At 70.2% G+C, this 22,835-nt stretch carries 25 protein-coding genes; 6 read left to right on the top strand and 19 right to left on the bottom strand.

Features of this window, described 5'->3' with window-relative positions; genetic code table 11:
• Positions 1-46: 46 nt before the first annotated feature.
• The 6 genes from ACZ39I_RS15030 to ACZ39I_RS15005 form a co-directional block, all read right to left on the bottom strand.
• Positions 47-625 carry a hypothetical protein gene (locus ACZ39I_RS15030; RefSeq protein ID WP_467244836.1) on the bottom strand — a complete coding sequence of 193 codons (579 nt, stop codon included), beginning with the start codon at positions 623-625 and terminating at the stop codon, positions 47-49.
• Positions 622-1,893 (bottom strand): polymorphic toxin-type HINT domain-containing protein, encoded by a 1,272-nt coding sequence (locus ACZ39I_RS15025; protein WP_467244835.1) that lies wholly within the window; start codon positions 1,891-1,893, stop codon positions 622-624. The genes ACZ39I_RS15030 and ACZ39I_RS15025 overlap by 4 nt, the downstream gene beginning before the upstream one ends.
• A gap of 252 nt (positions 1,894-2,145) precedes the next feature.
• A complete protein-coding gene (locus ACZ39I_RS15020) occupies positions 2,146-3,492 on the bottom strand; it encodes a hypothetical protein (protein ID WP_467244834.1) in 1,347 nt (448 codons plus the stop codon).
• Positions 3,482-4,045, bottom strand: coding sequence for a DUF6114 domain-containing protein (locus ACZ39I_RS15015; RefSeq protein WP_467244833.1), 564 nt, complete (start codon positions 4,043-4,045; stop codon positions 3,482-3,484). Before ACZ39I_RS15015 ends, ACZ39I_RS15020 begins: the two co-directional genes overlap by 11 nt.
• 131 nt (positions 4,046-4,176) lie before the next feature.
• Complete coding sequence (locus ACZ39I_RS15010) at positions 4,177-4,830, bottom strand: DUF6230 family protein (protein ID WP_467244832.1); 654 nt, start codon at positions 4,828-4,830, stop codon at positions 4,177-4,179.
• Between the two features lie 629 nt (positions 4,831-5,459).
• The gene (locus tag ACZ39I_RS15005; protein WP_352392147.1) at positions 5,460-6,437 is read right to left on the bottom strand and encodes a tetratricopeptide repeat protein; all 978 of its coding nucleotides are present in this window, start codon (positions 6,435-6,437) and stop codon (positions 5,460-5,462) included.
• 232 nt (positions 6,438-6,669) lie between these two features.
• Here ACZ39I_RS15005 and ACZ39I_RS15000 point away from each other — a divergent pair, with 232 nt between their 5' ends.
• On the top strand, positions 6,670-7,311 hold the full coding sequence (locus ACZ39I_RS15000) for a TetR/AcrR family transcriptional regulator (RefSeq protein ID WP_467244831.1): 642 nt from the start codon (positions 6,670-6,672) through the stop codon (positions 7,309-7,311).
• A 43-nt stretch (positions 7,312-7,354) separates the two neighbouring features.
• Here the strand turns inward: ACZ39I_RS15000 and ACZ39I_RS14995 are convergent, their stop codons facing one another.
• The 9 genes from ACZ39I_RS14995 to ACZ39I_RS14955 form a co-directional block, all read right to left on the bottom strand.
• The gene (locus tag ACZ39I_RS14995) at positions 7,355-9,055 is read right to left on the bottom strand and encodes an acyl-CoA mutase large subunit family protein (RefSeq protein ID WP_467244830.1); all 1,701 of its coding nucleotides are present in this window, start codon (positions 9,053-9,055) and stop codon (positions 7,355-7,357) included.
• 75 nt (positions 9,056-9,130) lie between these two features.
• Positions 9,131-9,463 (bottom strand): DUF3817 domain-containing protein, encoded by a 333-nt coding sequence (locus tag ACZ39I_RS14990; protein ID WP_467244829.1) that lies wholly within the window; start codon positions 9,461-9,463, stop codon positions 9,131-9,133.
• 56 nt (positions 9,464-9,519) lie between these two features.
• Positions 9,520-10,029: a MarR family winged helix-turn-helix transcriptional regulator gene (locus ACZ39I_RS14985; protein ID WP_352392151.1), complete on the bottom strand. Its 510-nt coding sequence runs from the start codon at positions 10,027-10,029 to the stop codon at positions 9,520-9,522.
• 581 nt (positions 10,030-10,610) lie between these two features.
• Positions 10,611-11,516, bottom strand: a complete 906-nt coding sequence (locus tag ACZ39I_RS14980; protein WP_467244828.1) for an SMP-30/gluconolactonase/LRE family protein — start codon at positions 11,514-11,516, stop codon at positions 10,611-10,613.
• A 34-nt stretch (positions 11,517-11,550) separates the two neighbouring features.
• Positions 11,551-12,201 carry a TetR/AcrR family transcriptional regulator gene (locus ACZ39I_RS14975; protein ID WP_403671282.1) on the bottom strand — a complete coding sequence of 217 codons (651 nt, stop codon included), beginning with the start codon at positions 12,199-12,201 and terminating at the stop codon, positions 11,551-11,553.
• On the bottom strand, positions 12,198-12,878 hold the full coding sequence (locus tag ACZ39I_RS14970) for a DUF4166 domain-containing protein (RefSeq protein ID WP_467244827.1): 681 nt from the start codon (positions 12,876-12,878) through the stop codon (positions 12,198-12,200). Before ACZ39I_RS14970 ends, ACZ39I_RS14975 begins: the two co-directional genes overlap by 4 nt.
• Positions 12,875-13,627 carry a hypothetical protein gene (locus ACZ39I_RS14965; protein WP_467244826.1) on the bottom strand — a complete coding sequence of 251 codons (753 nt, stop codon included), beginning with the start codon at positions 13,625-13,627 and terminating at the stop codon, positions 12,875-12,877. Before ACZ39I_RS14965 ends, ACZ39I_RS14970 begins: the two co-directional genes overlap by 4 nt.
• Before the next feature lie 142 nt (positions 13,628-13,769).
• The gene (locus ACZ39I_RS14960; RefSeq protein ID WP_467244825.1) at positions 13,770-14,063 is read right to left on the bottom strand and encodes an MTH1187 family thiamine-binding protein; all 294 of its coding nucleotides are present in this window, start codon (positions 14,061-14,063) and stop codon (positions 13,770-13,772) included.
• Positions 14,060-14,416 carry a DUF3817 domain-containing protein gene (locus ACZ39I_RS14955; RefSeq protein ID WP_467244824.1) on the bottom strand — a complete coding sequence of 119 codons (357 nt, stop codon included), beginning with the start codon at positions 14,414-14,416 and terminating at the stop codon, positions 14,060-14,062. The genes ACZ39I_RS14960 and ACZ39I_RS14955 overlap by 4 nt, the downstream gene beginning before the upstream one ends.
• A gap of 529 nt (positions 14,417-14,945) precedes the next feature.
• Between ACZ39I_RS14955 and ACZ39I_RS14950 the strand changes: the two genes are divergently transcribed.
• The 4 genes from ACZ39I_RS14950 to ACZ39I_RS14935 all read left to right on the top strand — a co-directional run bounded on the left by ACZ39I_RS14950 (position 14,946) and on the right by ACZ39I_RS14935 (position 17,597).
• Positions 14,946-15,578, top strand: coding sequence for an AIM24 family protein (locus tag ACZ39I_RS14950; RefSeq protein WP_393600764.1), 633 nt, complete (start codon positions 14,946-14,948; stop codon positions 15,576-15,578).
• Between the two features lies 1 nt (position 15,579).
• Positions 15,580-16,230, top strand: coding sequence for an AIM24 family protein (locus ACZ39I_RS14945; protein WP_467245120.1), 651 nt, complete (start codon positions 15,580-15,582; stop codon positions 16,228-16,230).
• The gene (locus ACZ39I_RS14940) at positions 16,227-17,024 is read left to right on the top strand and encodes an AIM24 family protein (protein ID WP_467244823.1); all 798 of its coding nucleotides are present in this window, start codon (positions 16,227-16,229) and stop codon (positions 17,022-17,024) included. The genes ACZ39I_RS14945 and ACZ39I_RS14940 overlap by 4 nt, the downstream gene beginning before the upstream one ends.
• 96 nt (positions 17,025-17,120) lie before the next feature.
• Positions 17,121-17,597: a MarR family winged helix-turn-helix transcriptional regulator gene (locus tag ACZ39I_RS14935; RefSeq protein WP_352391257.1), complete on the top strand. Its 477-nt coding sequence runs from the start codon at positions 17,121-17,123 to the stop codon at positions 17,595-17,597.
• 14 nt (positions 17,598-17,611) lie between these two features.
• Here ACZ39I_RS14935 and ACZ39I_RS14930 read toward each other — a convergent pair whose 3' ends face one another.
• Together ACZ39I_RS14930 and ACZ39I_RS14925 are read right to left on the bottom strand one after the other, a co-directional pair.
• Entirely contained in the window at positions 17,612-19,006 is a 1,395-nt protein-coding gene (locus ACZ39I_RS14930) for a sensor histidine kinase (protein WP_467244822.1), read from the bottom strand.
• Positions 19,003-19,671, bottom strand: a complete 669-nt coding sequence (locus ACZ39I_RS14925) for a response regulator transcription factor (protein ID WP_352391255.1) — start codon at positions 19,669-19,671, stop codon at positions 19,003-19,005. The genes ACZ39I_RS14930 and ACZ39I_RS14925 overlap by 4 nt, the downstream gene beginning before the upstream one ends.
• Before the next feature lie 125 nt (positions 19,672-19,796).
• Between ACZ39I_RS14925 and ACZ39I_RS14920 the strand changes: the two genes are divergently transcribed.
• On the top strand, positions 19,797-20,420 hold the full coding sequence (locus ACZ39I_RS14920; RefSeq protein WP_467244821.1) for a PepSY domain-containing protein: 624 nt from the start codon (positions 19,797-19,799) through the stop codon (positions 20,418-20,420).
• Between the two features lie 144 nt (positions 20,421-20,564).
• Here ACZ39I_RS14920 and meaB read toward each other — a convergent pair whose 3' ends face one another.
• The gene (gene meaB / locus ACZ39I_RS14915) at positions 20,565-21,521 is read right to left on the bottom strand and encodes a methylmalonyl Co-A mutase-associated GTPase MeaB (protein ID WP_467245119.1); all 957 of its coding nucleotides are present in this window, start codon (positions 21,519-21,521) and stop codon (positions 20,565-20,567) included.
• A gap of 34 nt (positions 21,522-21,555) precedes the next feature.
• Positions 21,556-22,758 (bottom strand): acetyl-CoA C-acetyltransferase, encoded by a 1,203-nt coding sequence (locus tag ACZ39I_RS14910; protein WP_467244820.1) that lies wholly within the window; start codon positions 22,756-22,758, stop codon positions 21,556-21,558.
• Positions 22,759-22,835 lie beyond the last annotated feature (77 nt).

Raw genomic sequence — 22,835 nt, 5'->3', positions numbered from 1 at the left:
GCTCCCTGTGACAGGGGGCGCCCTCGGTCGTTGCCGGAGACGGGGGCTACGGCAGTGCTTCAGCCACCCGCGCCCACTCCTCGACCTCACTCCAACGGGGATGGTCCGCGAGATGCGCGGCCAGCGGCCTCACCGTGGCGAGCAACCGTCGGATCATCCGAAGCTCCAGGATCCGCTCACGGAACGTGAGGATCTCGTCCGGTTTCACCTCCCGCCACCACGAGGCCGACCTGTCGGCCTCCTCCACGGACATGGGCATGGCGGCAAGCGCGCGTTCGAGCACGGCCTCGGGGTCGAGCAGTGCGACACCGGCGCGCGGCCCCATGTGGTCCAGGAGCCAGGACCGCAGCCACAGGTCCCGTAGCAGCCACTCGTTGCCCTGCTCGCCGACGGACCGCTCGGCAGCCGCCAGCAGCGCCGCCCACGCGTGCCCGATCTCGCCCCACTGCTCCTCGGTCAGCCAGGTCGGCCCGTCCGGACGGACCTGGAGCCGGGCGGCGAACTGCTGGGCTGCGGCCATCCACTGGCTCACGTCTCCGTCGACCGTGGCGACGCCCGGCGCCGACCAGCGGCGCACATGGCCGTCGAGGTCGAGCCGGTCGAGCTCCTCGAAGACCCCGGTCACCCGAACATCACCCCGGCCGCCTCGAACATCTCCTTGCCGAGCTGTTCGGCACCGCCGCCCGGGGCCCAGAACGGGTCGCCCTGCTTGAAGAAGTGCCCGCTGTGGGCGTCGATCTCCAGCCCGAAGTACTGGCCGCCGCTGCCCGCGAGCTGGGCCTCACCGGCGTCCTGCACCGGGGCGCCGCCGCTCAGCACGGGATGGGAGAGCTCATCCTGCCCCACCATCTTCGGCATGATGACGAGCTGCCCGTCCTGGAGCACGGCCCACTTGATCTTTTCGCCGTCCATGTCGATGTACTTGTCCCACTTCGCGGAACCCGGCTTGGCCGGACGGATGCCCAGCCTCTCGGCGGTGGCGAGTTCCTGTTCGAGAGTGACCGCCATGTTGTTCGGCCAGATCCGACAGGCATTGTGCACCAGCACCTTCGACGTACCCACGAAGTAGGTGTGGTCGCCCTCGACCTCGAAGTTGAACACCTGGACCGGGCCGCGCTTCTTCGTCACCGACTCGACCCGCGCGCCCTTGCCGTCCAGTGTGGTCAGCCGGTCGCCGGGACGCAGCGCCTCGGCGACGGCCGCGTCCTGTTCCGCCTTGTCGGCGACGGACCGCGCGGTGGAGGCGTCGGCCTCGGCCGCGTCGGCCGCGCTGCGGGCGCTCGCCGCATCCCGCTCGGCCGCGTCGGCGGAGGCGTCCGCGTCGGTGGCGTAGCCGTCCGCGGCGGTGGCCGCGGTCTGCGCGGCGGCCGCGTCGGCCACCGCCTGCTTGTCGTACTCGACGGTGTTGGCCTCGGACCGCTGAGCCGCCTTGGCGGAGGCTGCCGCCGCATCCGACGAAGCCTGCGCCGCCGCTGCCGAGGTGCTCGCCTGCGCGGCCCACTCGGCCGCGTTCGCCGCCGCCTCGGCCGCCGCCTTCTTGGCCTGCGCCGCCTTGGCGTTGGCGACGGCGACCTGCTGCTGGGCGGCGGTCTTCGCGGCCTGGCCGGTCAGCACCGCCAGGCCCGCCGAGGAATCGGTCTCCGCGTACGGGGAGCCCAACTCGATGGCGTCGTTGGCGGGTTTGACGACCTGCGCCGCCGAGTCCCGGGCCGCCGCGGCGGCCTTGGCCTGTGCCTCGGCCTCCTGCGCGGCGATGCGCCGGAACTCGGCCTTGGCGGCGTGCGCCTGGGTGTTGGCGAGGGAGTCGAGCGTCTTGCTGTCGGCGGCGGAGGCGCGAGTCGCGTTGAACGCGGTCTCCACGGCCTGGGCCGCCGCCGCGGACGCCTTGGTCACCTGCGCGGCCTGCTGACCGTGCAGCAGGCCCCGGCCGCGCGGCAGACCGGCCGCGTCGGCGATGCCGTACGCCTGGGTCTGCGCCTATGTCCACGGCAAGAATGAGGTTACGGGAACTCTGTGAAAATTGTGAAGAGGTTTACGTGAGGGACTCGATAACCCTCATGGGCTCGTGTACGCGCTGAGGGCGCCCCCTGTGAAGAGGGCACCCTCAGCGTGTTGTGCGGCTCCCGGAAAAGTTCGGGGGCGAGGTCAGTCGGTGGTGTACTGGCGCATCCCGGGCACGGTCAGCGTCCCGCCGTACTGGGCGGCCTGCTGGACCGTCACATTGGTGAAGTAGATCACCGGAATGTTCAGCGGCGGGGGGCTGTCCGGGCTGAACGTGACCGGGATCAACCCCAGCAGGTTGCCGGAGATGCTCTCGGTGTACATGATCGTCTTGTCACCGGTGATCGTGGACGGCTTCATGCCCTTGCCCGCCTGCACGTGGTACGTGGTGCCCTGCTCGGTGACGATCTGGTGGAGGTCACCGATCTCGGTGCCGCCGGAGATGACGTACTTCAGCACCTTCTTGGTCTTGCCGCTCGCGGTCCTGACCTTGACGACACCCTGGTAGTCGGCTCCCTTGAGCAGCAGCGAACTGGCCTTGAGGGTCCAGGCGTTGTCCGCCACGGTCACACCGGGCTCGGTGTCACCCACGTCGTCCGTGGCGGCCGGGCAGTCCGCCGGGTCCGTGCTGGAACTCGCCGACGGGCTCGGGGAGGCCGTGGCGTCCGCCGCCGCCTCCTCGGCTGCCTTGGTGGCGTCCTCCACGGCCTTGGTGCTGTCCTTCGCCGCCTCGGACGCCGAGTCGGTCGTGTCCTTCACGGTGTCCTTCACCGTGTCGGTGACCTTGTCGGTCGTCTCCTTGACGGTGTCGCCCGCTGTGCCGCCCGCGCTGTCGTCGGCGCTCTTGGACGCCGAGGCCGAGGGGGTCGGCGTAGGGCTTGCACTGGCCGCATCGCCGGAGCCGGAGCCACCCGTGAAGATCCCGGTGATCGCGTCGCCGATCTCCGTCAGCAGGTTGCCGTCGTCGCTCGCGGAGGCCGACGGCGACGGCGTGGCGGTGGCGGAGCCGCCGGAGCCGGAGGAGGAGCTCTCCCCCTTGCCGGCGGAGGCGGACGCCGAAGGCGTGGGCGTGGGCGTGGCCTTGTCGTCGGAACCCGAATCCGACGAGGAGGAGCCGTTCGCACCCGAGCCGGAGTCCGACCCCGAGCCGGAGGAGGCCGACGGGGACGGAGTCGCCGTGGTGTCACCGGTGGACGGGGACGAACTCGCCGAGGCGGACGGGGATGGGCTGCCGGTCAGTGCCGCGACGCAGTCCTTGTACTCGTCCGCCGTCAGGCTCTTCGCGGTCGGCGCGTCGTCGGCCAGCGCGAGCGTCGGCGTGAACCCGATGCCCATGAGCACGGCCGTCGGCATCGCCGCCATGGCTATCGCCTTGCCGGCCGGCATGTGGAACCTGTTGAACAGCGGCTTCTTGGGTGCCGCGTGGCGGGGCCCGGATCTCGCACGGGACGCGTCCACGTCAACCCCGTGGGTCACCTCGTCAGCCGGCACTGTGCCTCCCGTTCGCCCCGTTGACCGGGCTCGTTCCTGACAGATCGTTCGGCTCGCCCACCGGGTTCACCGGCCGCAGGAGCGTGGTGTCGTAGTCCGTGGCCTCGGGAGCACCGCCCTCAGCGGTCGTGTCCTGCCCGGCCGGCTCCTCCGCAGGCGGTACGCCCGGCGCCCACGACACGGCCATCGCCCCGCCGAACAGCGCGAGGAGGAAGCCGACGATGAAGCCACCGAAGTTGGAGACGGGGAGGGACACAAGCCCGAGCATGATCGCCGCGACACCCGCGAAGGTGCGTACGTGCTTCTGGAACCAGAGGGTGATGCCCAGGACGACGAGCAGTACGCCGATGATCAGGGATCCTGCGCCCGCCGTGGTGGCCATGGCGATGGTCAGGCCACCGAGCTTGAGGTGCGCGTACGGGAAGTACATGATCGGGAGGCCGCCGATCATGACCAACAGTCCCGCCCAGAACGGGCGGGTGCCCCGCCAGGCGCGGAACTGCTGCCTCCGGTGGGCGAACTGGCCGGGCGCGGCAGGACTCTCGGCGCTCATGGAAAACAGCTCCCTGGTGCGGCGTTGCTCTTGATGAGGGTGTATCGCGAAGAATGTGGGGGATGTGAAGGCGACGAGTGAGAGATGGCAGGCGGGGGACCGTAACGGCTCCCCCGCCCGTCACTGAGCGCCTAGTAGCACTCGATTCCGGCGCCGCTGCCCCAGCTCAGCCCCATGTGGAGGTCGGAGAGCTTGAAGGTGCCGGCCGTGGTGGCCCACGCCGTCTGCTTCACATCGGTCAGCACGGCCTTCTTGGCCTGCTGAGCGAACCCGAACGGGTTGGACTTCTCCCCGTCCGCGGTCTTGGGCTTCGGGGTGTCGCCGCTGGTGGTGCCCGCGGGGACGCCGATGTTGATGCCCGAGAACACGGCATCTTTCGCATCGAGGTTGGCGACATCGATGTAGATCTGGTCGGCCTCGACCTTGGTGCCCTTGTCACCCGCGGTCAGCTTCAGGGTGACCGACTTGTTCAGGAAGGGAACCGGGGTGACCACGGACTGACACATGTTGGTGATGGTGGCGTGGCTGAACGCCGAGACCGACACCGGGTGCGCCTCGTCCTTGCCCTCAAGACTCTTGCCCGAGTCTATGGAGCCGTACTGGTTCATGTCGTAGCCGACGAGCTCGCCGGCCCGGACCTTGAACTCCTGCCCCGACACACTGAACGACGCGGCAAGCGCGCCCTGTGCAAGGGCGACACCTATCACTGCCGTGGCGGCAACGCTGGGCACCATGACCACAGCGAACCGCTTCCATCTTGTCCCGCCACGCACCTGGGACTCCATATTTTCCTCCTTCTCGGACGTACATCTCCTGGCCCTGACTGCCCTCTCGAAAGGACGGCTCAGCCGGGCAGGGATGGGAGAAGTGCTACGTCCTCGGGAAGGAGAGCGCCCGCCCTCGGAGGCGCGAACCGCGCACCGATCACCGGCGATCACCCCCGAGCGACACAACCACTGGTCGCGCCTGACACGCATCACGCACAACCTTGCTGGACAGGCTTCGCCGGATGGGCGAAGACCCCCCTGTCCAAGAGCCGGCGCACCTGCCGCCGGCTCTGCTCGGTGGGGACCCACGGAATCCCTTGCCCCGACCGGCTGTCGGGGTACGGGAAAGGACCGAGCGTCGCCGATCGTGGTGCATTCTCGCCGCCCGCACAAGGGGCTTCGTTACTCGGTAGTAACGGGCGGATAACCGAACAACGACCCGCTGATCTCGGTCGGCGACGCTGGGTGGCAACCAGGGGGGTGACAAAGCAGTTGATCGATGGACAGAAACCGACAGATCAACGCCTCTGGCTTACTGGAAGTAACAGCGGCCGCAATTGCCAAGTTTTGGCAAAGTGCGGCCGCAGTGGTCTCCCGACGGCAAATTTTTCACTCCGGCATCACATGGCGGAGTGTTTAGCAACTGGTCAGAACAGGGCGCGGGACAGGGCCCTGCGCGCCGCCGCCACCCGCGGGTCGTCGGCACCGACGACCTCGAAGAGCTCAAGGAGCCGCAGCCGTACGGTGTCCCGCTCGTCGCCCGCCGTGCGCCGCACGGTGTCGATGAGCCGCCCGAAGGCGTCCTCTACATGCCCGCCGACCAGATCGAGGTCGGCGGCGGCGATCTGCGCCTGCGCGTCGCCCGGCTTCTCGGCCGCCTCCTTGCGCACCTGTTGCGGGTCAAGGCTCTGCACCCGGTGGAGCAACTCGGCCTGGGCGAGCCCCAGTTTGGCCTCGCTGTTACCGGGGTCGTCACTCAGTACGTTCTTGTACGCCTGGACGGCACCTCCGAAGTCCCCGGCGTCCAGGGCGCGTACGGCGGCTTCGAGGAGGGCGTCGTACGGGCCCGCCGGCACGGCCGCGGGCTGCGGGGCGGCGCCCGGCTCGGCGTCCGGGTCGACGGCGAGGCCGGTCAGTCCGAAGCGCTGCTCGGCGACCTGCACCAGCTGGTCCAGGGTCTGCTGGATCTGCTCCTTGCCGGCCGCGCCCTGGAAGAGCGGCAGGGCCTGGCCGGCGACGACGGCGAACACGGCCGGGATGCCCTGCACCCCGAACTGCTGCATCAGCATCTGGTTGGCGTCGACGTCGATCTTGGCGAGGAGCAGGCGTCCGTTGTACTCGACGACGAGCTGCTCCAGCACCGGGCTCAGCTGCTTGCAGGGCTCACACCACTCGGCCCAGAAGTCGATGACGACCGGGACCTCGGTGGACCGCTGCAGAACCTCGCGTTCAAAACCCGCCTCGTCTACGTCGATGACGAGATCGGCCGGGGAGACGGCACCCGGGCCGCCACCGTGCCGGGCCGCTTCGGCGCGCGCCTGCTCCGCCTTCGCCTTGGCCTCCTGGGCCGCTTTCACCGCGGCGAGGTCGACGACTCCGCTCATGGACATGTTCCGTGGCTGCATGCGTCTATCCTCCCCCGTGAGCGCGCGTCTGTGAAAAGCATGGTGAAAGCCGGTCGTGCGGCACGGTCCTGACGCCGGGTCCCCACCCCGCGCCGTGCGCGCCGCCGCTCGCGTACGTCCGTCGCGAGCTTTCGCTACGAGTCGTAGCGTAATGGCACCGAGTGCCTGCCCGGTACCCCACCCCGGTGATCTCTCTCACTGCGACTCGAGAACGGCCGGTTATGGTCGGAGGATGCAGAGCAGCACCCCCGCCCCCCGCGCCGCGGGCCGCCCGCGCAGCGCCGCCGCGGACACCGCGATCCTCGCGGCGACGAGGGCGGCGCTGGTGGAGCTGGGCTGGTCGAAGCTGACGCTGGGAGATGTGGCTACCCGTGCGGGGGTCGCGAAAACCACCCTCTACCGGCGCTGGGCCGGCAAGAACGAACTCGTCGTCGACGCGGTGGCCGAACTCTTCGACGAGCTGGAACTCCCCGACAGCGGGACCCTCGCGGCGGACATCGAGGGCGTGGTCCTCCAGTTCGCGGCGATTCTGGCGCGTCCGGAGGCGCAGAACGGCCTGATGGCGGTGGTGGCGGAGTCGTGCCGCGACGACGCGCTGCGCGAGCGCATCCGGTCCTCGATCGTCGACCGCCAGAAACGACTGGTCCTTCAGGGCCGGGAACGCGCCCAGGCCCGCGGCGAACTCCCTGGGCAGGCGGACCCCGTCGAGGCGGCCCGCACGGCCGACCTGATCTTCGACATGGTGGCGGGAGCGGTGGTCCACCGCACGCTGGTCAGCGCGGAACCGGCGGACGCGGCGTGGGTCCACGGCTTCACCCAGGTGCTGTTGACGGGTCTGACGGGGACGGGTCCGGCGGGGACCGGTATGGAGTGAGGCGCATGGAGTGAGGCGCATGGAGTGAGGCGCGCGGGTGAGCTCAGAATCCCGCCGGCTCCGTGTACACCCCCCACTCGTCCCGCAGCACCCCGCAGATCTCCCCGAGCGTCGCCTCCGCCCGCACCGCGTCCAGCATCGGCACGATCATGTTGGACCCGTCGCGGGCGGAGGCGAGCAGGCCGTCCAGAGCGGTTCGTACGCCGGTCTCGTCCCGGGCGGCCCTACGAGCGCTCAGCGCCCGCACCTGCTCCCGCTCCACCTCGTGACTCACCCGCAGGATCTCCAGATCGCCGGTGACCGACCCGTGGTGGACGTTCACGCCCACCACCCTCTTCTCCCCCTTCTCCAGGGCCTGTTGGTACCGGAAGGCCGCTTCCGCGATCTCCCCCGTGAACCAGCCGTCCTCGATCCCCCGCAGGATCCCGGACGTGATCGGGCCGATCGGGTGCCGTCCGTCCGGATGGGCCCTGAGTCCCCGCTCCTTGATCTGCTCGAAGATCTTCTCCGCGTCCGCCTCGATCCGGTCCGTCAGCTGCTCCACGAACCACGAACCCCCCAGCGGATCCGCCACGTTGGCGACCCCGGTCTCCTCCATGAGCACCTGCTGAGTCCTGAGCGCGATCTCCGCGGCCTGCTCGCTCGGCAGCGCGAGGGTCTCGTCCAGGGCGTTGGTGTGCAGGGAGTTGGTCCCGCCCAGCACCGCCGCCAGCGCCTCCACCGCCGTACGGACGACGTTGTTGTACGGCTGCTGCGCGGTCAGCGAGACCCCCGCGGTCTGGGTGTGGAACCTCAGCCACTGCGCCTTCTCGGACCGCGCCCCGTACACGTCCCGCATCCACCGCGCCCAAATGCGCCGCGCCGCCCGGAACTTGGCGATCTCCTCGAAGAAGTCGACGTGCGCGTCGAAGAAGAAGGACAGCCCGGGCGCGAACACGTCGACGTCGAGCCCGCGGCTGAGCCCCAGCTCGACGTACCCGAACCCGTCCGCGAGCGTGTACGCCAGCTCTTGCGCGGCCGTCGAACCGGCCTCACGGATGTGGTACCCGGAGACGGACAGCGGCTTGTAGGCGGGGAGGCCGGTCGTGCAGTACTCCATCAGGTCGCCGATCAGGCGCAGGTGCGGCTCGGGCTGGAAGAGCCACTCCTTCTGCGCGATGTACTCCTTGAAGATGTCCGTCTGGAGCGTGCCGTTGAGGACGGACGGATCCACACCCTGCCGCTCGGCGGCGACCAGGTACATGCAGAAGACCGGGACGGCGGGCCCGCTGATCGTCATGGACGTCGTCACGTCACCCAGCGGGATGCCCCGGAACAGGGCCTCCATGTCGGCCGCCGAGTCGATGGCGACCCCGCAGTGCCCGACCTCGCCGAGCGAGCGCGGATCGTCGGAGTCCCGCCCCATGAGCGTCGGCATGTCGAAGGCGACCGACAGACCACCGCCCCCGTTGGCGAGGATCTTCTTGTACCGCTCGTTGGTCTGCTCGGCGTTCCCGAACCCGGCGAACTGCCGGATGGTCCAGGTCCGGCCCCGGTAGCCGGTCGGATACAGCCCGCGCGTGAAGGGGTACTCCCCCGGCCACCCGATCCGCTCGAAGCCCTCGTACCTGTCCCCCGGCCGCGGCCCGTACACCGGCTCCACGGGGTCCCCGGAGAGCGTGCTGAAGTCCGCCTTGCGCTTCCGCGAGGCGTCGTACCGGGCCTGCCAGCGTCGGCGGCCCTCTTCGATGGCGTCAGCGTCCATACCATCGAAGTTACTAGGACGTCCAAGTAAACGTCGAAGAACGACCGCCGTACGCGTGCCGTACGGCGGTGGGGGTTACGCCTTGACGGGCGCCGGAGTCCCGTCCACGACCTTGCTCTCCAGCTCGTGGCTGACCCTGCGCTCGACGAAGAACGCGGCGGTCGGGATCGTCCCGGAGAGCAGCACCCACGCCAGCTTGCCGAGCGGCCACTTGGCCTTGGAGCCGAGATCGAAGGCGAAGACCAGATAGATGATGTAGAGGAGGCCGTGAATCTGGGAGACGACCAAGGTGACGTCCTCACCCATGTCGAAGCCGTACTTGAACACCATGCAGGTGCACAGCACGAGCAGCATGACGGCGGTGACGTAGGCCATCACCCGGTAGCGGGTGAGAACGCTCTTCTTCATGGCGTCGAGCGTAACCGTCCGTTCCGGGAGATCTTGCCCCGGGTCATGCCCCAGGGTCAGTCCTCGTCGAAGTCCCGCGCGGCGATCCTCAGCGGCCGCAGCATCGCGAAGATCTCCGCGCACTCCTCGGCGTCGTACACGCCGAGCCCGAAGTCCATCGCCATGAGGTCCCGCGTGGCCGCCTCGACGACCTCGCGGCCCTTGTCGGTGATGGAGGCGAGGGTGCCGCGGCCGTCGTTGGGGTTGGGACGCTTGTCGACCAGACCGGACCTGACCAGGCGGTCCACGGTGTTGGTGACCGACGTGGGGTGCACCATGAGCCGCTCGCCGATCTTCGACATCGGGAGCTCGCCGGCCTTGGAGAAGTTGAGCAGCACCAGCGCCTCGTACCGCGCGAACGTCAGCCCGTACGGCTTGACCACCGCGTCGACCTCGCCGAGCAGGATCTGGTGCGCACGCATGATCGAGGTGATCGCGGCCATGGACGGCACGTTTCCCCAGCGCTGCTTCCAGAGTTCGTCGGCGCGGGCGATGGGGTCGAAGGGAAGGCTGAGCGGCTTCGGCACGGCAACGACCTTACCGGCCGGTCACATCGTGGTCAGCACTGTCTCGCCTTTCAGACGGGGTCTGGGGCTGGGTGTGCGGTTTCGGGTGCGGGTTCGGTGGGGGCGGGCGTCTTTGCGCAGTTCCCCGCGCCCCTGGATGCCTGCGGCGGCCCGTGCGGCCCCGGTGGGGGCTTGTGTAGCGCGTGCGGTGTGTTGGGGGTCGGTGCCGGGGTGGGGGGGTGTCCGTCCTCGGTCCGGCGGCTCGGCTGCTTCAGCTGTGCTCGGTAACGGACGCCGGCCGCTGCGGGCGGACACCCCCCACCCCGTCCCCTTCCCGCCGTACGCGGCCAACGGCCGGAACGTGGCGCGCGGTCCGGCGAACGGTCCGTCGTGGCGCGCGAGGTAGCGAACGGCCCGTCGCGGCGCAGGTGACTGCAACCCCGTTAGGGGCGCGGGGAACTGCGCGACCAGCCCCCACCGATCCGCACCCGCCCCACAACCTGACCCGGCACCCCCATAGGCGCCCGGTTCAAGCCCAGCGCAGCGGCACCGCGGGGAACTGCGCGACCAGCCCCCACAGGCCCGCACCCACCCCACACCCGCTACACCCTCCGCGCCCCCGTCACCGACATCACCAGGGAGTACAGAGAAGTCGTGGCCGCGATGAACAGCCGGTTGCCCTTCGGGGCGCCGAACGTCACGTTGGCCACCGGCTCGGGCACACGAATGCGGCCGATCAGCGTGCCGTCGGGGTCGTAGCAGTGGATGCCGTCGCCCAGGGCGGCAGCCCACAGTCGGCCCTCGTCGTCGAAGCGGATGTTGTCGAAGTGGACGCCCCTGCGGGCCTCGGCGAAGACCTTGCCGCCGGAGAGCGTTCCGTCGGCGTGGACGTCGTACTGGTGGATCCGGGCCGCCCGTGAGTCGGAGACGTACAGTCGCCGCTCGTCGGGGGACAGGATCACCCCGTTGGGCCCGTCCAGCCCGTCCGCGGCGAGAGACACCTCGCCCGTGGCCGGATCGATCCGGTACAGATGGCACGCGCCGATCTCGGACTCGGCCCGGTGTCCCTCGTAGTCGCTGAGGATGCCGAAGTCCGGGTCGGAGAACCAGATCGTGCCGTCGGAGCGTACGACGGAGTCGTTCGGGCTGTTCAGGCGCTTGCCCTGATAGCGCTCGGCCAGCACGGTCACCGTGCCGTCGGGCTCGGTGCGGGTGACGCGGCGGTTGCCCTGTTCGCAGCTGACGAGGCGGCCCTGGGGATCGACGGTGTTGCCGTTGGTGTTGCCGGCCGGGGTGCGCAAGACGCCGACCGTGCCGGTGGTCTCGTCCCAGCGCAGGAGGCGGTCGTTCGGGATGTCGCTCCAGATGAGCTGCCGCCAGGCGGGCAGGTAGACAGGTCCCTCGGCCCAGCGGCAGCCGTCGTACAGGACCTCCAGCTTGCTGTCGCCGTTGGTGCAGGGCCGGAAGCGGTCGTCCAGGATCTCGTAGAGGCTGTCGGAGCCGGGCATGGTGTCCTCTCGGGTCGGGGGGGGTGGGACGGGGTCAGCGGCGGCCGGTCCTGCGGAGGTGGTGGCGCACCGCGCGCTGGGCGACCGGGCCCAGGTCCTCCAGCGCGGCGACGAGCACGCCGAGCTGCTCCAGGGCGTCCAGGGCCGACGTGGCGCCGGCCGCGTCGACTCCTTCGTACAGTTCGATGCCCACGAAGGAGGCGGCCACCGCCCGGGCCAGGCCCGCGGGGTCGGCGAACTCGCCGAAGGGCGTGGCCGTGAGGACTCTGGTGAGGACCTGCTCGATCTCGGCGATCCACAGCTCCAGGCCCGCTGCGGTGGCGGGGCCGAGGGTGGCATGGGTCTGGGCGCCGGCCAGCAGCTGGCCGAGGAGGGCCACATGTCCGCCGGCCCGCTCCTCCTCGTGGACCTTGCGTCCCACCGCGAGGAGTTCGGACAGCGAGGTCACGGCGGCCAGCCTCTCCCGGTAGCGAGCCACCGCGCGCTCCGCCCCGTAACGGCAGGCCGCGGCGAGGAGTTCGTCGACGGAGCCGAAGTGGTAGAAGACCAGGGCCTGGTTGACCCCGGCGGCCGCCGCGACCGTACGGGCGGAGGTTTTGGCGATGCCCTGTTCGGTGAGGACACGCAGGGCGCCCTCCAGGAGTTTGGCCTTCGTCTCCAGGGCCTTCGCGGACTCGGGGCTCATGCGCGCACCTCCTCGCGGAGGGGACGGAGACCGGGGCGGACTCCGCAGGCCGCGATGTCGCTGTACGTCGCCTCGAAGGAGCCCTCGTAGCCGAAGAGCGGGCCGAAGTAGCGGTTGACGACCCGGACCCGGATGCGGAAACGGCCCGCCTTGTCGTCGTACGACTCCCGCACCTCCGCCGTCGCGCCGATCAGCTCGGGCACCCGGACGTCCACCACGCCCTCCCGGAACCGGTGCTCCCCGGAGCGGATCAGCAGCGAGCCGTCGGGCTCGGCGCGGAAGTGGAGTTCGCTGGCCAGGTGCTGGTGGGTGCCGAGGTAGTCGAGGATGCGGTCGCCCTTGGGGCTCAGCACCATCTGGGCGTCGAAGCGGCGGGGGCGGCCGGACAGGTGGAAGGTGCGCACGAAGGTCACCGTCTCACGGCCGTAGGTGTCCACGTAGGGAACGTTCTCGATCACGAACGGCACGTTGCGCCCCGGTCTCGGCACCAGGATGTTGCGGGTCGTGCCGAGGGCCAGGAAGGGCTTCACGAAGGCCCCGCCGTGCCAGACGCGGTCCATCACGCCCCGGCCGGTGCATGCCTCACCGGTCGTCAGGCCGACGGAGAAGCGGCGCTGGAGCTGAGGGTGCAGACGGTCGAAGTCGGCGCCCATCACCGTGCGGAACATCGAGGTCATCGCGGGGTCTCCAGGGTGTGAAGGACGCGCGGCGCACGCACGCGTGTGGCGGGCCGGCGCAGACAGCGGCGGGCGGCCGGGGTGCCGGGCAGGGGTGACGTGAACAACGCCACCGAGATGACGACGGCGAGGAGGAGGGGCGAGACGTAGGCCATCGACGCGGCCAGCGGACCGAAGAGGTGCAGGGAACGCTCCAGGCCGAGTCCGGTGCCGGCGACGAGGACGACGAGGGTTCGGGCCAGGAGCTCCGCGAGCCAGTTCCACAGGGCCCGCTCGGGGGTGATCCCCCGCTCCAGCCACAGCCGCAGCCGGTCGAAGGACCAGGCCGTGGCCCAGCCGATGAGTGGGCGGAAGAGCAGGCGGTCGGCGACGGCGCCGACGCGGCCCCAGCGGGGACGGTAGTCGTACCCGGTCAGAAACAGGACTCCGTCGCCATCGGGAACGTAGCGCCAGTAGCCGCTGCCCTCCGCCAGGAGCGAGAGCGGGTGGGGTGAGGAGAAGCGCAGGGCGGAGGTGCGGGTGCCGTCGGGGCGTTCCCGTTCGCCCGCGCAGACGCCGGTGCCGGCGACGGTGAGACCGGGCAGCACGCGCGTGGCGTACCGGAAGCGCTGCGGTTCGCCCTCCGCGTGCGGGAGGTAGGCGATCCGGGTGAAGCGGAGGTCCCAGCGCTGGTGCTGGGACGGTTCCTGTGTCCGGTTCCAGAGGTCGTCGAGATCGGCACGGATGCGGGCCTCGATGTAGAGCCCCATGAATCCCCCAGGTGAGCTGACTGTTTGAGCGATCGCTCAAACTACCTGGGCAGGAAGATACACACCTTTGAGCGATCGCTCAAACATCGGGTACGAGAAAACCCCGGCCCGCGCGGGCCGGGGTTCGACTCTCAGGGCTCGTTCAGCCGGCGAGGTGCCGCTCCACCGTCTCCACCTTGGAGGTCAGACCGTCCGTGACGGCGGGCCGGATGTCGGCCTTGAGCACCAACGACACCCGCGGCGCCCGCGCCTCCACGGCGGCCACGGCACGCTTCACGACGTCCATGACCTCGTCCCAGTCACCTTCGATCGAGGTGAACATCGCGTCGGTGCGGTTGGGCAGCCCCGACTCACGCACGACCCGCACGGCGTCGGCGACGTACTCCCCCACGTCCTCGCCGACCCCGAGCGGGGTCACGGAAAAGGCGACGATCATGCGTTCACGGTCCCTTCCTTTTCCTTGCGGGCACGGGAGGCGATGACGGCGTCCTCGGCCTCGCGGCGCAGGGCACGCTCGATGATGAAGCCGCCGCCCGGGATGACCGAGTACGCGAAGTAGAGCGCCGCCTTGCCCTTGGCCCACTTGGTGCGATTCCAGGCGTCCGCCCAGAAGATCACGTAGAGAACGAACAGCACACCGTGGATCGGGCCGAGCACGGGGGCGGCGTCGAAGCCAGAGGCGACCGTGTACTTGATGACGGTGCAGGTGGCGAGGATGATCCAGGAAATCCCCTCCGGCACGGAGACCAGGCGGAGGCGTCGGAGGGCGGAGGCTGTCTTGAGGTCCACGGGTCACCTTCGGTGGGAACGGTTTGTGAACGAACGCACAAGCGTCCTCCCTATTGTGACAAACGGTTCGGTGGTCCTGGGGCGAGGGGGGTGTCGGGTCAGGTTGTGGGGCAGGTGCGGGCCGGTGGGGGCTGGTCGCGCAGTTCCCCGCGCCCCTAGGGGGTCGCAGTCACCTGCGCCAGGACGGACCGTTCGCCGGACCGCGCGCCATGATCGGGCGGTTGGCCGCGTACGGCGGGCAGGGGACGGGGTGGGGGGTGTCCGCCCGCAGCGGCCGGCGTCCGTTACCGAGCACAGCCAAAGCAGCCGAGCCGCCGGACCGAGGACGGGCACCCCCCACCCCGTCCCCTGCCCACCCACCGAACCGCACGCGCCACCCAAGCCCCCACCGGACCGCAACAGGCCGCCGCAGGCACTCAGGGGCGCGGGGAACTGCGCAAAGACGCCCGCCCCCACCGAACCCGCACCCACACCCCCCCCCAGAACCTGTCCGAAAGGACTCACCACCAGCTACCTTCACTCCGTGGCGATGTTTCGACTTCAAGGCAGCAAAGTGCTCGCCGTCGACATGACCGGGGACGCCGTGAAGGCGAAGAACGGCTCCATGGTCGCGTACGACGGGCAGATGGCGTTCAAGAAGATGAGCGGCGGTGGTGAGGGCATCCGGGGCATGGTCACCCGGCGCATCACCGGCGAGCAGATGACCGTGATGGAGGTGTCGGGGCACGGCACGTGCTGGTTCGCGGACCGGGCCTCCGAGATCAACCTCGTCAGTCTCCAGGGGGACAAGCTGTACGTGGAGTCGAGCAACCTGCTCGCGACCGACGCCGGACTCAGGACCGGCACCAGTTTCACCGGCATGCGCGGCGCCTCGCAGGGCAACGGGCTGTTCACGACGACCGTCGAGGGGCACGGCCAGGCCGCGATCATGTCGGACGGCCCCGCGGTCGTGCTGCGGGTCAGCCGCCAGTACCCCCTGACCGTCGACCCCGGCGCGTACATCGCGCACCAGGGGAACCTGAACCAGTCCTTCCAGTCCGGTGTGACGTTCCGCACGTTCATGGGCGAGGGCGGCGGCGAGGCCTTCCAGATCCGCTTCGAGGGCGACGGCCTGGTGTACGTCCAGCCCAGCGAGCGGAACACGATCGCGGGAGATGTGTGACGTGCCCTTCCGTGAGATCAACTCCAAGATGGTCGAGGCGACCGTCCTGCCGGGCCAGCGGCTGTTCAGCCAGCGCGGCGCGATGCTGGCGTACAAGGGCGAGGTGTCCTTCACCCCGAACATCCAGGGCGGCCAGGGCGGCGTCATGTCGATGATCGGCCGCCGCGTGGCCAACGAGGACACGCCTTTGATGACCGTCGAGGGCAGCGGCACCGTCCTGTTCGGGCACGGCGGCCACCACGTCACGGTCATCAACCTCACCGGCGACACCCTGTTCGTCGAGGCGGACCGTCTGCTCGCCTTCGAGGGCACCCTCCAGCAGGGCACCATGTTCATGGGCTCGCAGGGCGGCGTCATGGGCATGGTGCGCGGCCAGATCAGTGGCCAGGGCCTGTTCACGACCACACTCAAGGGCCATGGCTCGGTGGCCGTGATGGCCCACGGCGGGGTCTTCGAGGTCCCCATCAGCCCGCAGCGCCCGGTCCACGTCGACCCGCAGGCCTACGTCGCCCACTACGGCGACGTGCGCAACAAGCTGTCGACGGCGCTCGGCTGGCGCGACATGGTGGGCCGCGGCTCCGGCGAGGCCTTCCAGCTGGAGCTCAGCGGGAACGGCGTGGTGTTCGTCCAGGCCTCGGAGGAGAAGCTGTGAGCCACTATCCGGGCACGGGCCCCACCGTGTACGACCCGATGACGCTGCCGTCGGACGACAACGTCAACAACTACACCTTCTGCGTGGAGCTCAAGGGGAGCCAGTGGTTCCTGCAGAAGGGGAAGATGATCGCGTACTACGGGCAGATGGATTTCAACGGCATCGGGCACGGCCGTCTCGACGGTCTCATCCGTACGTCCTTCCATTCGCCTCTGCACGCGAGCGACTGGGTCGTGGCGCAGGGTTCGGGGAAGATGCTCCTCGCCGACCGGGCCTTCGACGTGAATTCGTACGACCTCGAAGAGGGCAACCTGACCATTCGCTCGGGCAACCTGCTCGCTTTTCAGCCAAGTCTCGCGCTGAAGCAGTCGATCGTGCCCGGCTTCCTGACCCTCATCGGAACCGGAAAGTTCGTGGCGGCCTCGAACGGTCCGGTGGTGTTCATGGAGCCCCCCATCCGGGTGGACCCGCAAGCGCTTGTGGGCTGGGCGGACTGCCCCTCGCCGTGCCACCACTACGACCACGGGTACATGGCGGGTCTGATGGGCGGTCTACGTGCGATGACGGGCCTCGTAGGGGCCTCCGGGGAAGAGCACCAGTTCGAGTTCGTGGGGGCCGGCACCGTACTGCTCCAGTCGACCGAGGTCCTGATGGCCGAGCAGGCCACGGGGGTGGTTCCGTCCGAGCCCGGAGTACCCGGCGGTTACGGGGCACCCGCAGGCCAGCCGCAGCAACCGGGGGTACCGCGCCTTCCCGGACAGCTGGGGGACCTCCAGCGTCGCTTCGGGCTGTGAGCGGTAGTCTGCGGAGTGTGACGTCGAACGTGTGCGCGCCGTCGTCACGGACACCCTCACTAGTTCGCCTTTCAACCTTTTAGGTAGACTTCATTCATGGAGACCGAGACGGCCACGCGCTGGCTGACCGATGCGGAGCAGTGCGCCTGGCGCACCCACCTGGAGGTCAACAGGCTGTTGACGTATCAGCTCGAAAGGGACCTTCAGCCGTTCGGCCTGACGATGAACGACTACGAGATCCTGGTCAATCTCTCCGAGTCGGAGGGCGTACGGATGCGGATGAGCGACCTCGCGGCCGCCACCCTCCAGTCCAAGAGCCGACTCTCGCACCAGATCACCCGTATGGAGAACGCCGACCTGGTCCGGCGTGAGAACTGCGAGTCCGACCGCCGCGGCCTGTACGCGGTCCTGACCGAGCACGGCATGGAGACGATGCAGAAGGTCGCGCCGCATCATGTGGCGTCGGTGCGCAGGCACTTCATCGACCTCGTGCCGCCCGAGTCCCTGACGGAGCTGGACAAGGCCCTCAAGCCCATCGCGGAGCATCTGCGGGGACACCGGGGACGTCCCTGACACCGGGGCCCGAATCAGGCGATCGGCAGGCGGAGTTCGAACAGGGCTCCGCCTGCTGGCGCGTCCCGCACCGTCAGCGTGCCGCCGTGCCGGGCGGCGACATCCCGGGCGATGGCAAGACCCAGCCCGGCCCCGCCGTCGTCCCGCGCCCGCGCCTCGTCCAGCCGTACGAACCGCTCGAAGATCCGCTCCCGGTCCCCTGCCGGCACGCCGTCGCCGTCGTCGGCGACCTCGACCACGGCATCCCGGCCACCGTCCCGTCGTACGGTCACCACCACCGCCGACCGCGCGTGCCGCCGCGCGTTGTCCAGCAGGTTGTCGAGCACGCGCTCCAGCTGCCCCCGTGACCCCATGACCTCCACGGCGTCCGCCCGCACCGTCACCCCGGGCCGCCCCGCAGCCCGCTCCCCCACCAGCGCCGCCAGCTCGATCCGCGCGCCGGCGCCCCGCTCCCCCGCGTCCAGGCGGGCCAGCAACAGCAGGTCCGCGGCGAGGTGCTGCAGTCGTACGGTGTCCTCGACCGCCCCGTCCAGGTCCAGCAACTCGGGATGCGCGGCGGCCACTTCGAGCTGGGTGCGCAGCGAGGCGATCGGACTGCGCAGCTCGTGGGAGGCGTCGGCGACGAACCTGCGCTGGCGCTCCACCGAGGTCTCCAGCGCGGCGAGTGTCTCGTTGGTGGTGCGGGCGAGGCGGGCCACCTCGTCGTGGGTGTCCGGCTCGGGGACGCGGCGGGCGAGGTCCTCGGAGGCGGTGATCGCGGCCATTTCCCGGCGGATGGCCTCGACCGGGCGAAGGGCCCGACGAGTGACCGCCCAGGTCACCCGGGCGACCACCGCGAGCAGTACGGGCAGGCCGACGAGCATGACCGTGGCGGCGGTGTGCACGGCGTCCTGCTGGGCCTGCAGCGAGGCACCGGCGTACACCCGGACCGTCCTGTCGCCGCGGTCGGTGACCTGGACCTGGGCGAAGCGGTACGCGACGCTCTCCGCGTCGATGGTGGCCCGGCCCTGGCCGTGCCAGGTGATCTCGTTGACCTCGCCGACCTCGCCGGAGTCGGGGGCGTCCTCGTCGTCCGGCGTCGCGTCAGGGCTCGAGACGGGAGTGACATCGGGGGCGCCGGTGCCGCTGATCGCCTCCAGGTCCTCGCTCACCGCGAGCACCCGCCCGTCCGGGTCGACCACCTGGACCGGGTGGTCCTCGTCCAGGTCCAGCTCCCGGTACGGCACGCCCTGCGCGATCTGCGCCGCCACGTTGCGGGCGGCGCTGTCGGCGGCCGTGTCCGCCTGGCCCGCGAGGTTGCTGCGCAGCGACAGCAGGACGACGGCGCCCGCGGCGACCAGGGCCACGGCCACCACCGCGGTCGCGGCCAGCGTGGCCCGCGCCCGGACCGAACCGAACAGCCGCCTCATCTCCCGGCCTCCAGCCGGTACCCGGCGCCGCGGACCGTGCGGATGAGGCCGGCGTCCAGCTTCCGGCGCAGGGTGCTGACGTACACCTCGACGATGTTCGGGTCGCCGTCGTAGGCGAAGTCCCAGACGTGCTCCAGGATCTGCGCCTTGGAGACCACCTCGCCGGCCCGCACCGCGAGCTGCTCCAGGACCGAGAACTCCTTGGCGGTGAGAGTGACCTCGGTGTCGTCGAGGAAGACCCGGCGGGCGGCGGTGTCGATCCTCAACGGCCCGGTCTCGAGCACCGGCGAGGCCCCGGCCCCGTTCCCGCGCCGCCGCAGCAGGGCCTTGATGCGGGCCACGAGGACGACGTAGGAGAACGGCTTGGTCAGATAGTCGTCGGCGCCGGTGTCCAGGCCCTCCGCCTCGTCGTACTCGCCGTCCTTCGCGGTGAGCATCAGGATCGGCACCTCGTGACCCGCGGCGCGCAGGGCGGCGCAGACCCGGTAGCCGTTGAGGCCGGGCAGCATGATGTCGAGGATCACCAGGTCGTACGACCCCTCGGTGGCCCGGTGCAGCCCCTCCCGGCCGTCGTGGACGACGTCGACGGCGTAGCCCTCGGCGGTGAGGCCCTTGGCGAGGGACAGGGCGAGTCGTTTCTCGTCCTCGACGATCAACAGGCGCATGCGTACAGCTTTGCAAACCCAACCTGAAGACACCTTCAGCAGGCTTCAGGTCCGCTTCAGCTCCCTTCCGGCAGCGTGGTTGTCGTCCAAAGCGAACGAAGCAGAACGGCTCTGGAGGAATCCTCATGAAGCGCAACATCGTCATCGCCACCCTCACCGCCGCCGCGCTGGCCACCGGCGGCACCGTCGCCGCCTCCGCGGCGGGCGACGACGAGCCGACGACGACGCAGCGCCAGACGGACACGAGCGCCCAGGCAGCCGCGGACGACCGGGACGACGACACCTCCGAGGACCGTACGGCGCTCTCCAGCGGCAGCCTCACCGCCGCCGAGGCGATCTCGGCGGCCCTGAAGCACACCCCGGGCACCGCGCTCTCCGCCGACCTGGACGACGACGGCGCCGACGCGTGGAAGGTGAGCGTCGTCAAGGGCGACGGCACCGAGTACGACGTACGGATCGCCCCGGACTCCGGCAAGGTGCTCGGCGCCCAGCGCGACACCGACGACGACAACGACGCCGACGACCGTGCCGAGCTCGCCGCGGTGAAGGGCGCGAAGACGGACGCCCGCGAGGCCGCACTGGCCGCCGCGCACAAGGGCACGGTGACCGAGATCGGCATCGACGACGACAACGGCACCGTGGCCTGGTCGGCGGAGACCGTGAAGGGCAACAGCCACGGCGAGTGGAACGTCGCCCTCGACACCGGCAAGGTCACCCAGGACCGCGACGACGACGGCGACGACGCCTGACCCAGCCGTCACGCGACAGGCGTGGCCTCCCGATCCGCACCGCCGCGAAGGGCGCCCCTCCCCCGGGCGCCCTTCGTCATGACCAGCACCGCCGTCACGGAAGCAGGGCGGTGGCGAAGGGACGGCGGGCATGCGGAATGCGGCTCAGCCCCGGGTGAGGCCCTCCACCAGTTCGTCCGCCGCCCGGTAGGGGTCCAGTTCGCCGGTGACGATCCGCTCCGCGAGGGCGTCCAGGCGCCGGTCGCCCTTGAGGTCGCCGATGCGTTCGCGCAGGGCGGTGACGGCGATCGTCTCGACCTCGTGGGCGGCGCGGGTGTGGCGGCGCTCGGCGAGGACGCCGTGCTCCTCCATCCAGGCGCGGTGCTTCTCCAAGGCCTCCACGACCTCGTCGATGCCCTCGGCGCGGGCGGCGACCGTCTTGACGATCGGGGGGCGCCAGTCGCCGGGCTTGCGGGACTCGCCCAGGCCCAGCATGTGGTTGAGCTCGCGGGCGGTCGCGTCGGCGCCGTCGCGGTCGGCCTTGTTGACGACGTAGACGTCGCCGATCTCCAGGATTCCGGCCTTGGCGGCCTGGATGCCGTCGCCCATCCCGGGGGCCAGCAACACCACGGAGGTGTCCGCCTGGGAGGCGATCTCCACCTCGGACTGGCCGACGCCGACCGTCTCGACCAGGATCACCTCGCAGCCGGCCGCGTCCAGGACCCGGATGGCCTGCGGGGCGGCCCAGGCGAGGCCGCCGAGGTGGCCGCGGGTGGCCATGGAGCGGATGTAGACGCCGGGGTCGGAGGCGTGGTCCGACATGCGCACCCGGTCGCCGAGCAGGGCTCCGCCGGAGAACGGCGAGGACGGGTCGACGGCCAGGACGCCGACCCGCCTGCCCTGCTTGCGGTAGGCGGTCACGAGGGCCGAGGTGGACGTCGACTTGCCCACTCCGGGCGAGCCCGTCAGGCCCACCACGTACGCGTTGCCCGTCAGCGGGGCGAGCGCCGCCATGACCTCCCTGAGCTGCGGGGACGCCCCCTCCACGAGGGAGATCAGCCGGGCCACGGCCCGCGGCCGGCCCTCCCTGGCCTGGGCCACCAGGCTGGAGACGTCCTGCATCACAGCTCCGTTCACGTGGACGACGTACGCGTGCTCAGGCCTTTGGTACCCGCACGACGAGCGCGTCACCCTGACCGCCACCACCGCACAGCGCCGCCGCGCCGACCCCGCCGCCGCGCCGCTTGAGCTCCAGGGCCAGGTGCAGGACGAGCCGGGCGCCGGACATGCCGATGGGGTGGCCGAGGGCGATCGCGCCGCCGTTCACGTTCACCTTTTCGGTGGACACGCCGAGGTCCTTCATCGACTGGACGGCGACCGCGGCGAAGGCCTCGTTGATCTCGATCAGGTCGAGGTCGGAGACCTCCAGGCCCTCCTTCTTGAGGGCGTGCAGGATCGCGTTGGACGGCTGGGACTGCAGGGAGTTGTCCGGGCCCGCCACATTGCCGTGGGCGCCGATCTCGGCGATCCACTCCAGGCCCAGCTCCTGCGCCTTGGCCTTGCTCATCACGACCACGGCCGCCGCACCGTCGGAGATCTGCGAGGCGCTGCCGGCGGTGATGGTGCCGTCCTTGGTGAACGCGGGGCGCAGCTTGCCGAGGGACTCGGCGGTGGTGTCCGCGCGGATGCCCTCGTCCTTGCTGAAGACGACCGGCTCGCCCTTGCGCTGCGGGATCTCCACCGGGGTGATCTCGGCCTCGAAGATGCCGTTCTTCTGTGCGGCGGCGGCCCGCTGGTGGGACAGGGCGGAGAACTCGTCCTGCTCGGGGCGCCGGATGCCGAGGCGGGTGTTGTGCGTCTCCGTCGACTGGCCCATGGGGATGTTCTCCCAGGGGTCGGTCAGGCCGTCGTACGCCATGGCGTCGAGCATCTCGATCGCCCCGTACTTGAAGCCCTCGCGGGACTTCGGGAGCAGGTGGGGGGCGTTGGTCATGGACTCCTGGCCGCCCGCGACGATCACGTCGAACTCGCCGGCGCGGATCAGCTGGTCGGCCAGCGCGATCGCGTCGAGGCCCGAGAGACACACCTTGTTGATGGTCAGCGCCGGGACGTTCATCGGGATGCCGGCCTTGACCGCGGCCTGGCGTGCCGGGATCTGCCCTGCCCCGGCCTGGAGCACCTGGCCCATGATGACGTACTGCACCTGGTCGCCGCCGATCCCCGCACGGTCGAGGGCGGCCTTGATCGCGAAGCCGCCGAGGTCGGCTCCGGAGAAGGTCTTCAGCGAGCCCAGCAACCGCCCCATGGGTGTACGGGCGCCCGCGACGATCACCGAGGTCGTGCTGTTCGATCCAGACATGAGCTGCGATCCCCTTACCGGCTGCACTGCCGAGGAGTGAACGAGGGTTTACTTCAAAGGTACTGAGTGGCACTCCG

It is taken from the genome of Streptomyces sp. NPDC024687 (genome assembly GCF_055559055.1).
This window is presented reverse-complemented; position numbering and strand designations above follow the sequence as displayed.